Raw genomic sequence first — 14,728 nt, forward strand, 5'->3', positions numbered from 1 at the left:
ACAAACCAAAACTAACTAAATGGAAGCCGAAAAAAACAGTGATATACATTTACGACCGCGATTTAAAATGGATTTTAGTGAGAGTCAGCAAGAGATTATTTCAAAATTTAAAGCCAATTTAAACGAAGGAAATTGTAAGTATTGCAGTAAAATTGTTGATGAACATATTATTATAGATGTACCTGCGGAAGAAAATCATTTTTGGTCGCCACAATTAAATATTGAAATTGAAAAAATCAACGATAAAGAAACTATAGTAAAAGGTTTGTTTGGCCCAAAGCCACAAGTTTGGACTTTATTTATGTTTTTTCATTTTGCAGTGGCGGTTGCATTTATTGGCTTTTCGGTAATGGCATACGTGCAATGGTCTATACACACCGATTATTCTTTTGCTTTAACCATGGTTTTAGCATTGCCAGCGATATGGTTTATCATGTATTTTTTAGGGCGAATAGGAAAAAAAACAGGTCATAAACAAATGGATGAACTTTATAAGTTTATGATGAAAACATTAGAGCGTAAGTTAAGTGAGAAGTGAGAAGTGGCTATGTAAACTCAGCAGTGAGAAGTCACAAACGAAAAAGTATAAATGAAGGTTAGTGTAAAACGGAATAGTCAACAACCAAATTACACTTTTCAACCTTTACGGGATAGTGTCAAACTTTTCCCCCTTTCAACCAAAAACTTAATCATTATAACCAAACCTGCGCAATTGTCGTTTGTCGCTTCTCCAGTTTTTATTTACTTTAACGTACAATTCTAAATGAATTTTTTTGTCGAAAAACTTCTGAAGATCTTTCCTAGCTTCAACACCAACACGTTTTAAAGCCGCACCTTTATGGCCAATAATAATTCCTTTTTGCGTTTCGCGTTCAACCATAATTACTGAACGGATTTTTATGATTTTTTCACTTTCAAAAAACTCTTCAGTTTCTATTTCAACTGAATAAGGAATTTCTTTTTTATAATGTAATAATATTTTTTCACGAATGGCTTCGTTGATGAAAAATCGTTCAGGTTTATCGGTTAATTGATCTTTTGGGTAAAATGGAGGAGATTCAGGAAGTAATTCTAAAATTCGATCAAAAACACCTTGCACGTTAAAACCTTCAAGAGCAGAAACCAATGTAACTTCAGCATTTGGCACTTTTTCTTTCCAATACAATAATTTTTCTTCAACTTGATCTTGTGAAGAAGTATCAATTTTATTGATTAATAGTAAAACTGGAATTTTAGAATTTTTAATTTTATTAAAAAAGTTTTCATCTTTTAATTCCTTTTCGCCAATTTCAACCATATAAATTAACACATCGGCATCGTCAAAAGCTGATTTTACAAAATCCATCATAGATGCTTGTAACTCGTAGGCTGGTTTTATAATTCCTGGAGTATCAGAAAAAATAATTTGAAATTCATCACCATTTACAATTCCTAAAATACGATGACGCGTAGTTTGGGCTTTTGAAGTAATAATTGATAAACGCTCACCAACCAATGCATTCATTAAAGTTGATTTACCAACATTCGGATTTCCAATAATATTTACAAAACCTGCTTTGTGTGCCATAAATTAAAATATTTGAGTTGCAAAGTTACTTGAATTCAATTTGATGTCCATAGGTTTTATAGAAAAGTTAGTGGTTAAAAAGAATTTGTTTGCGTTTGGTTTTACATTTTTAGGTGATCTAATAGCTTTTGACTAAATAATTTCAAGAAAAATATGGTAGTTCTATAGTGTTTGGAGACTGCTTTTTAACTTTATTTCAGAATTATTTTAAAAACAGGTTGTTCTTAATAATGACGTATGTGTTTGTAGTTCATAAGGTTACTTTAAGTGTTGCATGCGCTTGTCTTTTTTTTGAAAGAAAAAATTTAATTATTAAAATAAAGATGCTTGTTTTATTGTGATTTAGTTGTATATTTGCAATCCAAATCGCGGGGTAGAGCAGTAGGTAGCTCGTCGGGCTCATAACCCGAAGGTCGCTGGTTCGAGTCCAGTCCCCGCTACTAAGGATCAAGTCCTGCAAAAACAACGGTTTAGCTTTCTAAACCGTTTTTTTTATGTCTAATTTTAATGAAATCCTTACCTTTGAAAGCAAGAGTGCATACGATTTTGCATACGATTTATCAATGAAGAAGAATTTTTCTACCCCAAAAATTTATACAGCCAATGGTGATTTAAAGAAACGTTGGTACGTTTACTTTTCTTTCCGAAATCCTAAAACAGGAAGATTAAAACGTATAACTCCATTTTATGGAGATGCTAATAAGAGGACTTACTATATTAGACCGGACATAAAGTTGCGAGATTTAGAGTTACATCAATTAACTTTGAATTATGAAAAGACAACACAGAAATTACAGTACATCATTTAAACAAAAGGCAGTGGAATTAAGCTATGCACGTGGTAGTGTTAAGCAAATATGTGAAGAGTTAGATATTCCTTATTCTGTAATACATCGTTGGAGAAGCGAGTCAAAAGATTATGGAAAGAACAGTTTTTTAGGTCGTGGTAAGCCAAAATTAACAGATGAACAAAAAGAAATAGCACTATTAAAGCATCAGTTGAAAGACGTTTCAGAAGAAAATGAGATATTAAAAAAGGCAGTGAGCATCTTCTCCAAGAGCGACAAGAAAAATTTAGGTTTATAAAACACCATAAATTTAAGTTTTCAGTTGAGAAGATGTGTAAAGTTCTAAAAGTTAGTACTAGTGGATATTATAACTGGTTAAAGGCTAAGGTATCAAAACTATGGTCATATAATCAAATACTCTCAGCATCCATTACTACTATTTTTAACGATAGCTTTGAAAGTTATGGTGCTCCAAGAATAAAAGTAGCATTAGAAAAGTTGGGACATTTTATTTCAAAGCCAAGAGTAGCCAGAATTATGAGGGCTAATGGATTATTTGCTAGAAGAAAGCGAAAATTTAAAGCTGCTACAGATAGCAATCATAAATACCCTGTAGCTGCTAATATTTTAAATCAAAATTTTGAAATCTCTAGAAAAAATCAAGTATGGGTCTCAGATATCACTTATATCGAAACGAAGCAAGGCTGGATGTATTTAACGGTAATTATAGATTTGTTTAATAGAAAAATAGTTGGGTGGTCTATGAGTGATAATTTAACGACAAAGGATACTATAGTACCTGCATGGAATATGGCTATTAAATCTAATGTAATTACTGAAGAACTCGTTTTTCATTCTGATAGAGGCGTTCAGTATGCTAGTTGTCGCTTTACAGATATCATAAAAAAACATGAAGGTTTAGTGATACAATCTATGAGTAGAAAGGGGAATTGTTGGGATAATGCTGTTGCAGAATCCTTCTTTAAAAGCTTAAAAACGGAATGGGTTTATAAACACAAGTATAATTATAGATCACAAGCTGAATTATCTATCTTTTCTTGGATTGAAACTTGGTATAATAAAAGAAGGATACACTCAACTTTAGGGTGTAAAACTATTAATGAATTTGAAATAGAAATGTATAATCAAAATGTAGCTGCTTAAATCTCGCAATTAATTGTACAGTTTTTTGTTGCAAGTCCAGTTTGTGGATGGAAGCCTGTATGAAAAAGAGGTAGCTCATTTAAAAGGTAAAACTTTTAAAAATTCAACGGAATTCTTACAATTAGTAGCTTGGGTATTTGCCAAAAGAAGTAAAAGTGAATGTAAAACTTCAAATCAGGTATTAAACAGGTATATTGAAACAATTAAAAGAATTGATGATAATTTACCTCTAAAACTGAGGGAAGAGTTTGATAAAGTTCTTTTTGATTTGATGAAAGTGAGAAATGATGATAGTTCTTATCGGTCATTTAGTTTTTGTAAGCATTCATTTACTAATAAAAATTTTGATTATCAAGTATTAGAAGATTACCTTTTAAATCCTACTATTGATTATATAGGTCTTGCTAAAAATAAATAGTGATAAAACACGTGATAAAAATGTGATAAAAAATTATCACAAATATTTGTTCTAGTTGCAACAGTAAAAATATATAATTAAAACCTCTATTTTAATGGATTTTTTGGTATCAAAAATAAATATGTAGTAATTGTAATTGGTGATTGTGTTGTGATATTCAAAAGCATGAAATAATTGATTCTTTCATGCTTTTGAATATTAAGTTGTCAAATTTTTAGTCAATCTATTTCAGGAAAGTACATTAGGAATGAGTAGCTTATAAGTTATTAATAAATGATAGAACTTGTCATGACCTATTTTAATATTGAGGTTTTTTATTTGCCAAATTAGTTTTATTTTTAAAAGATGTAATTTAGGAAATATGTGGGTTTTTAAATTTTAAACAATTATATTGTTATATTTATGACATAAAAATTGAACTATTAAAGATAAAAATTACATAATGCTTAAAAAAAGATATAGCAAAATATGGCTAGATGCATTGTATTGTACAATTTTTACAATAACTATAGCTGGAATTTTTTATTCTTTGCTAATAAATGTCTCTATTTTAAATCCTTTTACAAAAGCTTTTAAAGATTTTAGTTTTACCGATGTTTATTATTCTAAAACCTTTTTTGATTCAAAGGTTCATCGTGATATAATTATTGTAAATGTAAAGCATCATGATAGGTTAACTATAGCTCAGGCAATTGATAATGTAGTTAGGCAAAACCCGAAAGCAATAGGGGTGGATATTATATTTAAAGAGCAAAGATATCCATATGTGGATTCAATATTAAAATCCGCTTTAAATCATCCTAATATTGTTACTTCTTACTTTTTAGATAATAACGCTATTGTAAAAAATCATGATTATTTTAATAATAATCATGAAAATGAGGGTTATATTAATGTTAACTTAAAAAATCAGGATGCTATAATTAGGGATTTTGTTGGCGCTACAATAGAATCAGATACTTTGTATTCTTTTTCCTCACAGTTAGCCATGATTTCTGGAAATATATCTAAGGAAAAAGTATTGAAAAGATTAGAAGATAGAATTCCAATTAATTACAGTGGAAACGAAGGTTCTTTCTTAACTTTTGATATTGAGGAAATTAACGATAAGGAGTCGATTCCAGCAATAAATAATTCAATAGTTTTGTTTGGTTATTTAGGGACCCCTACAGGTAATAATTATGATATTGAGGACAAGCATTTCACGCCATTAAATCCTATTGTTGCAGGGAAATCTATTCCTGATATGTATGGCATTATTATCCATGCAAATATTATAAAAATGCTAACAGATGAAAATTTTATAAAAAAAATGCCAAAAGGCTTAAGTTATTTTTTCGCAATTATTTGTTGCTTTTTTTCTGTTTTATTTGGTCTTAAGTTATTTGAAAAGAGCCCGTTTTTGTATGATTTCTTAATTAAAATAGTTCAGCTGGTCTTGTCTATTGTACTATTGTATTTAGCACTTTTACTTTTAAAATTTAATTGGCATATTTATATAACTCCAGTTTTAGTTTTGACATTGTTAGGTTTAGAAATGGTCGTGTTTTATATTCATTTATTAGTCTATTTAAAAAAAAGGTTTAAATGGGAAAGTCACTTGTTGGATTAATTATAGTCCTATGTTTTTTTAATTCAGCTTTGGCGCAAGATAGTTTGTGTGTTTTTGAAGTATACGGAACGGTGTTAAAAACCTTTTCAAATAGTCAAAAAACACTCTCAAAAGGAGGTCTTATTAAAAGTAAAGAGAGTTTACAAGTACTTCAAAAATCTCAAATCACAGCTATTGATAATAAAGGAAATGTTTATTTTATAAATGAAGAAGGCAGTTACAGTTTTAATGAATTGCTTAATTTTTACCAAAAAAAACAAAACTCAGGCTTAACCGCAAATTATTTAAAATATATATGGCTTGAATTGCTAAATAAAAGTGCAGGTCAAACTATGATTGCAGGGGTTTTTAGAGGTGAAGTTTTAATGCAATTTCCAAAGAATAAAACCAAATTAGCAAGTTCTAAAATTACTTTAAAATGGGATTTAGAAATTGACGAACCCTACTATTATGTATTCGTTAAAAATTTAACAACTGGTGAAAGTGTTAAGTTTGAAACTAATGGGTCAGAACTTTCGTTATACGCTGATAACTTGATATTTAATGAAAGTAACAAATTTGAGTGGAGCGTAACAACACAAGCATTTCCAAATGTAAACAATATTCCATTTTTTGGATTTGAACTCATAGATAGAGAGGCTTATATAGAAAATTTACAACAGTATAATGCTTTTATTAATGATTTAATATCTTTAGGAATATCAGACAAAGAAATTGAATCAATTCTTTGTCAAACGTATAATCTTTGTAATTAAGCTATGAATGTTTCAAAAAAAATATTTACGATAATATTAGCATTTACAGCATGTTTTACTTTTTCTCAATCTTCAGATTCGGTATCAATTAAGTTAAAAGATTTTCATTCATCTGAAATAACAGATGTTATTCTTACAAAAGATGAATCTTTTTTTATTTCAAGTGATGTATCAGGCAAAATTTTAATGTACAATACTTTAGATTATGGTTTTGTAAAAACTTTACGCAAAGCTACTGGGATTCCAGTCCAAAATATGCGTTTAGTAGTAAATGATTCTATTTTAATATTTAATCAAAAGTTTGATTATGGAGATGCCTCAAAAGATTCTTTAATAGGTGTTAGAGTTTTTGATCAGAAAGTAATTTATAAAAATCAAATTTCTGGAAATTTTATTGATAGGCAAGACAATGTGATTATTGGTGAATCAAAAAATGAATATTTACATGTACTCGAAATATTCGACAACAGATTGAACAAAATTACATCGGCCTACTCAACGTACAATGTAAAAGTAGCTGCAGTTTCCAATGATTTATTCTCGGTTGCTTTTGTAGGTGAAGAAATAAGTAGACAGGTTGAACTAAAGGTAGTTAATACTAAAACAGCTGAAGAAGAAATAGCATTGTCAATACCTGAAAATAATTATTTAGCTCATTTGTTCTTTGATAGAATAACAAATAATTTGTATGCATTATTAGTTCATCAAAAAAACAATACGATTGCTGTATATAACATATCAAAAAATAAAAACTTTAATAACCCACTGTTTCTTACAGATTTTTATTTTGATAGGTTTGTGAATGTTTCAAGCTATCAATCAGAGGGGAATTACAAAATTGTATTTACTAGAAAAGGCTCTTTACCTAATAATCCTTTTGTGATTGAGAAAAAAAATGATAAGTTTTATTCTTTCATGCCAAATTATAAAGAAGGTGTTACAAGAAGTGTTTATTTGAAATCTAAGAATGAATTTGTTTTTTTTGAACCATTTGTTACTTACAGTAATAATGTTAATTGTACCAGTACATTACGATTTAATGTATTTGACAATAAAAACAAAATTCACAAAAATACTTACCCTAAAGGAGCTGCAAAGTTTTATTCAGGAACTTTTTTACCAAATGGTAATTGGATGGTTGTTGGAAATGAACTTAACTCTGACGAAGTATTGGCTTCATATAAATATAGAATTAAATATTTTGAAACAGGCACCTTTAATAATAGATTTGGGAAACTAGATTTTAGTAACTACTTGGAAGTGAAGCATAAAACTAAAGAATTTACGACCTCAACATTTATGTTTGATAAAAGTAATGGTGTTCACCCTTTTTATGGTTACAAAATTGGAAATGAAAATACATATGCTTTTTACAAATATGACTTTATTAAAGACCAAATTTCTAAAATCGCAGATGAGCACCCTAAGTACAAAAGCATACTTGATTATAATAATAAATTAAATTATCTTTTGTTAAGTAAAGCTGTTTATTATAATAGAGGTTACACTGAACCACAAGAATTTGCATTAGTTCAAAACAAAGACATCAAGTTACTTAATGGCAAATTTAAATTTGGAAAACTGTCTAACAGTGGCACTTATTTACTAACAATTAATGCAAATAATAAAGCAGAAATTAGAACTACTGATGGTTTAAAAATTATCTTCGAAAAGCAGCTTACAGATGGAAGTTATAAAGTTTTTAAATTAGATGAAAATGAGTTTGGAATAAGCATTAGTTTTAACGCTATTGATATTGATAAGTGCAATAAAGAATCTTTAACCATTAGTTTCGATGCTGAAAATAAGTCTTTTAATAGTAATACCTTAGATTGTTTGTTTTTTACGGATATCACATTTTCAAATGAAAAAATTGGATTAATAGTTGAAGACTTTGGTGTATTGTTAAATAATGATCAACTTCAATTTTTTCCTTCAGAATTTCCTGAGAGCATTTCATTAAATGATGATGCTTCAAAACTAATGATAAGCTTTAACAATGGTAAAATTTCCATTTATGACACAAACTCTTTAAAAGCGAATGTCACAATGCTTCATCCAGATGAAAAAAGCCAAGTGTTTTTAGATGAAAAGGGTAATTATTTTAGTAATACCAATCCTGACGATTATTTAATTGCCTTTAACAATAATAAAAGAGTAAATTTTAATACAATTAATGATCAATTCTATAATCCAGAAGAAATACTTTCACAATTTGGACAACCAAATAATGAATATCTCACAACGCTAAAAGAAGCACTTAAAATACGATCTAAGAACAATGAATCAATTTATCAAAAATCAGCTATTCAAAATAATGAGAAGCCTCAAAATATTATATTGGATGACCCAAATATGTATGTCCTTGCGGTAGGTGTTTCAGATTATATACAATCTGATTTTAATCTCACTTTTGCAGATAAAGACGCTTTAGATATCGCTAAAATTTATGGTATTCTCGATCAGAAGACATTAGATAATTACAATACAAAGTTTTATGGTACAAATTATAGTTTAGCTGATGAAACTGGAGACAATCAAAAAAGTTTAAAAAAATATTTAGAGCAATATAAAAACATAGGAGGATTATATGCTATAAACGCTGATAGAACTTTATGGTTAGAACATGATTATGGTAAATACTTTATTTGGGATTTTAATTTACAAACTACTGAGGCTATAACTTTACCTAATGAATTTAAAATATCGGAATTTGAGCACGATTTCGATAAAATAATTTTCATTAATCCAGACAATACAGGATTCTATATGAGGGCTAGTAATGGCGAAAATTTTAGTTATGATTTTAAATCTAAATTATTTACAAAAATCACGTTACCATTTAAAATAGATTACTCAATCACACCTCCTGAAAGTTTAATTCCTTTAAGTCAAAACCGTTGGGCTTATTTTAATTACCTTAATAACGAAGCTACTTTAAGCATAGGTAACGTTAATTCAAATACTATTGATAATACCATCAAATTCAATATTAACAAATTCAATAAATTAGACAGTGATGGATTGCTAATTACTTCAACAGAAGATTTCTACACATGTCAATTTAATGGAGTTTCAAGGAATGGTAACTTTTTGTTTTATTCAACATCAGCAGAAAGTAATGAGTTGTTCTTTGTTGATTTAACTGCTGAAACCATTATTCCTTTACTTGTTAAAATAAAAGAGCCTATTGGTTATTCACCAAAAATTTATTGTTCTGAGGATGGTAAATTCTTTTCCATTTTAGATGAATATGCTGATGATTTTAAATATAAACTCACATCATATTCAGTTTTAGGAGAATTGATAAATACATCGATTTTTAAGGACAAGGATCTCTTAGATTTTGGGGGAATTAGCTTTTTTAACAATAAACCTGTTTGGATAAAAAAATCTCGTCCATTGGTAAGTCAAGAAACTTATGATAGTAGTAGCCGGTTATTATCTCAAAACAAACCTTACTCTTTTAAAAACTCATTTGTTAAGTATTTAACCAATGAAAATGCCAATTCAGAAAAAATCAAAGAGGAACTTATAAGTTTTTTTAAAAATGTGAAACCCAATGATCAAGTCATTGTGTTCTTAGCAGGTCATGGTGTTTTAGATAAAGAACTTAACTATTATTTTGCGCCTTATGATATGGACTTTAATAATGTGAGTAAAAATGGAGTTTCCTTAAATGTTATTATAGAAAGTTTGAAGGAATGTCAATCAGATCACAAATTACTACTAATGGATTCTTGCCATTCTGGAAACACGCTAGATATGACTAAATCTGAAGTTGTAATAGTTGATGATAGCAAAGACCCAAGTAAAAGAGGTTCTAAATCAAAATCTACGAGTACTAGATCAGAGTTTAAAGTATCAGATATTGTTTCAACCTTATTTGAAGATTTTTTATCTACAAGTGGAATTACGATAATTTCGGCTTCTTCGGGAGAAGATGTTGCTTATGAACACAGAGAATTAGGAAATGGAGCATTTACTTCATCTTATGTAAATTTATTGAAGGAGAAACTTAAAGGTAATAACTACACCTATGATGAAGCTAGCCTTCAAAAATCAGTTGATATTACGAATGAAACAATAGAAGAACTGTTGAAAGAAGTAATGATTATTACAAAAGGTAAACAGGTTCCAGATTTAAGAGAAGTTAATAAAAATTCTAAATTAAAAATGTGGTAAGTATGAAGCGAATTTTATTACAGCTGCTCTTTATAACTTTTTGTCAAACCATTGTTCTAGCCCAAAAAGTAGAATTTAAAACTAATTTTGGAAACGACGGACAAGATGGCCGCTCTGGTGTATTAAGTTCAGATAATGCACTAATGGCATTGAATCGTTCTACATCAGGTAATAATTCTAAAATAACATTATGGGATTTAAATAATAACGTTGTTTTATATTCGGTTGATTCAAACCCTCAAAAAGTTAAGGGTGATAATTACCCTCATTTTTCTTCAATTAGTTTCAGCCCAGAAGGAAACTACCTAGGTTATATCTGTTTTTATTATTCCGAACAAAAGGAAGCATGGGAAGCTACATATTTTGTTTATGAAATACGTATGAAAAAGCTCATTAAAGAAATTCCACTCGAAGGGGTTTTTTACGGAAGTTTTATAGCTGAAAATGAAGTTTTGCTAAAAGATTGCAACTCCTATTGTAGCGAGATTAATTGGTTTAAATTAAACATTAATAATACTAAAAAAACATTAGTTAATAGTTTAGAAGCTAGTTCTTGGGATGGGTTTGAAATATTAGGATCTATATCTATAGATAAAGTAAAATACAGTCTTTTGCTTGATGATGATCAATTAAGTTTATTTACCCCAAATGATACTTTGATCCAAAAAATAATTGCAACCCCTAAATTTTTTGACCCTAAGGAGACTTGGGCTACAGATATTAACTTAACTCCAAATTTAAAACATGCTATCTTTTTAGGTTTAAGAACATTGAGTGTTTTAGATTTAAAAAATAATAACTTCATTGCAGATAGTATTCCTCTATATAATTATTCTGATGAAAAAACATACGGACTAAACGGTTTAGTCTCAAAAGATGGAGAAGAATTTATTTTTGTCTCTTCAATAGAAGAGAATACAGGGATTTGCAATATTAAAAATTACAATATGCTGTCTCTAGAAATTACAGATGTAGCATCCGTAAAAAATACAGATTATGAAATGTTTAAATTTATTAGCGGCTCTATTTCTGAAAAATATGATTTTTCAAAATTAAAAGCTGAAATTGAATTCAAGACATCTTGTAGGGCATTATTGCCAGAGAATTACTTGTTTGAAATATATAATGAATATTTTATTTCGGTATTTAATGGTTTAAAAGTTTCGATATTTAATGCCTCGACAGGTCGTAATAAAACATTAGATTTAATCGAAATTAATGAATTAAAACAATATGAAGCCAACTTAAAATGGGCAAGAATTAATGCTCTTGAATTGTATGATGACAAAATTTTACTTGCATATACTTATTATGTTGAAGGAGGGAGTGTGGTAAAACTTCTGGAGGTAGATTTAAATTCTGGAAATATAGCTCGATCTCTCGATCTTGCAGACTATAAGGAATGCAGTGAACTTAAGATAACCAAAGATAATGAAAACCTTCTTTTAAATTTAAAACCTTCGGAGGGATTGGGATTTGTTGATGTACTGATAGATATAGAATCGTTTAAGGATATAACACAACAAGGATTATTTGAGAGTAGATATTACCATACAATTTATGCGACCAACAATAATCAATTTATTGTTGGTTATATAAAGGGGCAAGGTAGCTATGTTTACAATAAAGATGATTTTAAGTTTATTGAGTTTTTTCCAGACAATCTTATTTTTTACGAAAAAGACAAGAAATATTCGTTGCATTTAAAGTATACTGAAGAAGTTTATGAATATGAGGATTTTTGTGAGAACTGTAAAGAAGGAGTTAAGCAAGTTATAAAAACGCCTACAAATGAATTTGAGTTAGAATCAGCTAAGGGAGTTAAAAGTGTTAATTTAGGAGAAATAACAGCCTCTCTATTTGATGAAATTGATGAAAATTTAATCAACATTAAACAAAAAGGGAAAATTGTAGCAATTGAATCTCGTGGTAATTTGCTTTTAAAGCTTAACCTTAAGACCGGTAAGGTGTCTGATAGTTTAAATGAATATCCGTACTTTCCCAAGATTAATGCCAATCACAAAGATTATTATTTAGTTGGAATAGAAGAGGACTCTCAGCCTATAGAGGATGATATGAATAATGAAATAGAGCAGTTAGAGTTAGGGTATAATATTGCATATACAGATAATTTAAATGAGGAGAGTTATAAACTAACAAAGTTTGAAGGGTTAGATATAATCTATGATTTAGGTTATATTAACAATAAAACTCAAGTGGTATTAAGTGCACCCTATAATTCAATGATAAGTGTAATAAAATCTCCAGAAGATTATGAATACTTAGCTCCTTGGGTTCCAGAAAAATATTGGAATTATCCAAGTATCGAGATGTCTTTTGATATTAATTATTATGATGCCGAAACAAGACCCTTTGATTCTAATGAAACTGAATTTGAGAATGTATTTACAACTGTTAATTATAAGTATTTGGAAAAGGAAGAGGAAGTTCTTTTTGAATCAGTAACTTATGAGTTTATTAATTTTAAAGATCAAACAAAGAGTAGTTTTGTATTAGAAGATGCTTTTGAGCATTTAGCAAAAGTTCCATTTATTGCAGTTGATGACGAAATATTTGTGAGTGACAAATCTTCTAATAGAACATTAAGGTTAAACTTAAAAAAAGAAAAAGATCATCTTGAATCAAGAATCACGCCTTACACTCAGTTATTTGACTGGAAATCTAAAAAAGGGAATGAATTTTTTTTATCTAAAAATTCTGACCAAAGAGGCGTTTTTGATTTGATAAGTTTAAAAGATTCAACTTTAAATGCAAAAGTATTCTTTACAAAAGACAATAGTTATTCAATATTTTTTGCAGACAATTATTATATGGGAACTAAGGACCTTTTGAAATATTCGTATTTTCAAAAAGGAGATATAATATATAAACCAGAGCAATTCGATTTTAAGTATAACCGCCCAGATATTGTATTAAAAAGACTTGGTTATGGGAGTAAAATAATTGGAGCTCTCAATAATATGTATCATAAAAGATTAAAGAAAAGCGGTGTTAATGAGGAGCAATTTACAGATAATATGGATTTACCCATTGTTAATGTTCCAAATAAATTTGAATTGCCTTCTATAACAAACGATAAATCAATTGTTTTAAAATTAAATTCTATCTCAAAAAAATCTGAAATTGTAAAATTAAATGTTTGGATAAACGATGTTCCAGTAAACTATGAGGTACTGAGTAAAAATGATGCTGGTTTAATAGATGAAATTCAGGTTGAACTCGCAATAAATAGTAACAAAATACAACTAAGTGTTTTGAATGAAAATGGTTTTGAAAGTTTAAAAGAAACAATTGAAGTTGAATGTACTGCCGGAAAAGTAGAGCCAGATTTATATCTTGTTTCTATCGGAGTGAGTGAATATTTTGATGAAAATTATAATTTAAAATATGCATCAAAAGATGCAAAAGATATCCTAAATCAATTTTCAGAAAGTAAGCAATATGAAAATGTATATTCTAAATTAATTATTGATGAAAATGTTACAAAATCAGAAATTTCAAATATTTCTAAATTTTTAAATAAAGCGGATATAGATGATGCAGTTATAGTATTTGTTGCAAGTCATGGAGTCTTAGATGAGAATTATAATTATTTTTTAGCAAGCCATGATATTAATTTTAACAATCCCTCTAAAGGTGGAATTCCGTTTGACTTATTAGAAACACAATTAGATAATATTGCTCCTCTAAAAAAAATGATGTTTATTGATGCCTGTCATAGTGGAGAAGTAGATGTTGATGAAGTAGAGTTAAGTACTATAAACGACACCGAAGTTCTAGATAATAATGTAAGGGGCTCAAAAGGGAATTCGTTGATGTCTAAGAGTAAAAATTTAGATGATATTACTAGTTTATCTAAAGAGCTGTTTTCAGACCTTCGTCGTGGTAATGGAACCACTATTATTTCTTCAGCAGGTGGACTGGAGTTTGCTTATGAAGGAAAAAAATGGCAAAATGGTTTATTTACCTATTGTATGTTAAATGGTATAAGCACTCAAAAGGCCGATTTAAACAACGATGGTGAAATTATTTTGAGCGAGCTTCAAGCTTATGTTGGTGAGCAGGTTTTACAATTATCAAATGGAAAACAACAACCTACGTCAAGGATAGAGAATATTTCAGTTGATTATAGAATTTGGTAATTTATTTTATTCGTTATAAGTCTATTTTTTATATTGTGTGGAACAATACGAAAAACATTAAACTATTTTAACACTT

Annotated in this window: 8 protein-coding genes and 1 tRNA gene; 8 read left to right on the forward strand and 1 reads right to left on the reverse strand. The window is 28.8% G+C overall.

Annotation, left to right across the window (positions count from 1 at the left end; all coding sequences use genetic code 11):
* Nucleotides 1-19 precede the first annotated feature (19 nt).
* Nucleotides 20-538, forward strand: coding sequence for an ABC transporter ATP-binding protein (locus CHB67_RS12255; protein ID WP_089382080.1), 519 nt, complete (start codon nt 20-22; stop codon nt 536-538).
* 147 nt (nt 539-685) lie between these two features.
* Here the strand turns inward: CHB67_RS12255 and era are convergent, their stop codons facing one another.
* Entirely contained in the window at nt 686-1,567 is an 882-nt protein-coding gene (gene era, locus CHB67_RS12260) for a GTPase Era (RefSeq protein ID WP_089382081.1), read from the reverse strand.
* Between the two features lie 367 nt (nt 1,568-1,934).
* On the opposite strand from era, the gene CHB67_RS12265 reads away from it, so the two are divergent.
* The 7 genes from CHB67_RS12265 to CHB67_RS12300 all read left to right on the forward strand — a co-directional run bounded on the left by CHB67_RS12265 (nt 1,935) and on the right by CHB67_RS12300 (nt 14,652).
* A tRNA-Met gene (locus CHB67_RS12265) sits at nt 1,935-2,007 on the forward strand.
* Nucleotides 2,008-2,338: 331 nt separating this feature from the next.
* Nucleotides 2,339-3,519, forward strand: a protein-coding gene (locus CHB67_RS12275; protein WP_089382083.1) for an IS3 family transposase whose coding sequence is annotated in 2 segments (ribosomal slippage) — nt 2,339-2,597 and nt 2,597-3,519 — 1,182 coding nt in all. Because the reading frame shifts where the segments join, the coding sequence is not laid out codon by codon here.
* Nucleotides 3,520-3,562: 43 nt separating this feature from the next.
* Nucleotides 3,563-3,937, forward strand: coding sequence for a hypothetical protein (locus CHB67_RS12280; RefSeq protein ID WP_089382084.1), 375 nt, complete (start codon nt 3,563-3,565; stop codon nt 3,935-3,937).
* Nucleotides 3,938-4,379: 442 nt separating this feature from the next.
* Nucleotides 4,380-5,549, forward strand: a complete 1,170-nt coding sequence (locus CHB67_RS12285; protein ID WP_089382085.1) for a CHASE2 domain-containing protein — start codon at nt 4,380-4,382, stop codon at nt 5,547-5,549.
* On the forward strand, nt 5,525-6,304 hold the full coding sequence (locus tag CHB67_RS12290; RefSeq protein ID WP_089382086.1) for a hypothetical protein: 780 nt from the start codon (nt 5,525-5,527) through the stop codon (nt 6,302-6,304). Before CHB67_RS12285 ends, CHB67_RS12290 begins: the two co-directional genes overlap by 25 nt.
* 3 nt (nt 6,305-6,307) lie before the next feature.
* Complete coding sequence (locus CHB67_RS12295) at nt 6,308-10,489, forward strand: caspase family protein (RefSeq protein WP_089382087.1); 4,182 nt, start codon at nt 6,308-6,310, stop codon at nt 10,487-10,489.
* Nucleotides 10,490-10,491: 2 nt separating this feature from the next.
* Entirely contained in the window at nt 10,492-14,652 is a 4,161-nt protein-coding gene (locus CHB67_RS12300) for a caspase family protein (RefSeq protein WP_089382088.1), read from the forward strand.
* Nucleotides 14,653-14,728 lie beyond the last annotated feature (76 nt).

This window comes from Lutibacter agarilyticus (genome assembly GCF_900188235.1).
GTDB classification, from domain to species: Bacteria; Bacteroidota; Bacteroidia; order Flavobacteriales; family Flavobacteriaceae; genus Lutibacter; species Lutibacter agarilyticus.

Excerpts from the sequence above, each read along its gene's own strand:
- CHB67_RS12295 (WP_089382087.1), top strand. The coding sequence starts at position 6,308 with ATGAATGTTTCAAAAAAAATATTTACGATAATATTAGCATTTACAGCA.
- CHB67_RS12290 (WP_089382086.1), top strand. The coding sequence starts at position 5,525 with ATGGGAAAGTCACTTGTTGGATTAATTATAGTCCTATGTTTTTTTAAT.
- CHB67_RS12255 (WP_089382080.1), top strand. The coding sequence starts at position 20 with ATGGAAGCCGAAAAAAACAGTGATATACATTTACGACCGCGATTTAAA.
- CHB67_RS12285 (WP_089382085.1), top strand. The coding sequence starts at position 4,380 with ATGCTTAAAAAAAGATATAGCAAAATATGGCTAGATGCATTGTATTGT.
- CHB67_RS12300 (WP_089382088.1), top strand. The coding sequence starts at position 10,492 with ATGAAGCGAATTTTATTACAGCTGCTCTTTATAACTTTTTGTCAAACC.
- era (WP_089382081.1), bottom strand. The coding sequence starts at position 1,567 with ATGGCACACAAAGCAGGTTTTGTAAATATTATTGGAAATCCGAATGTT.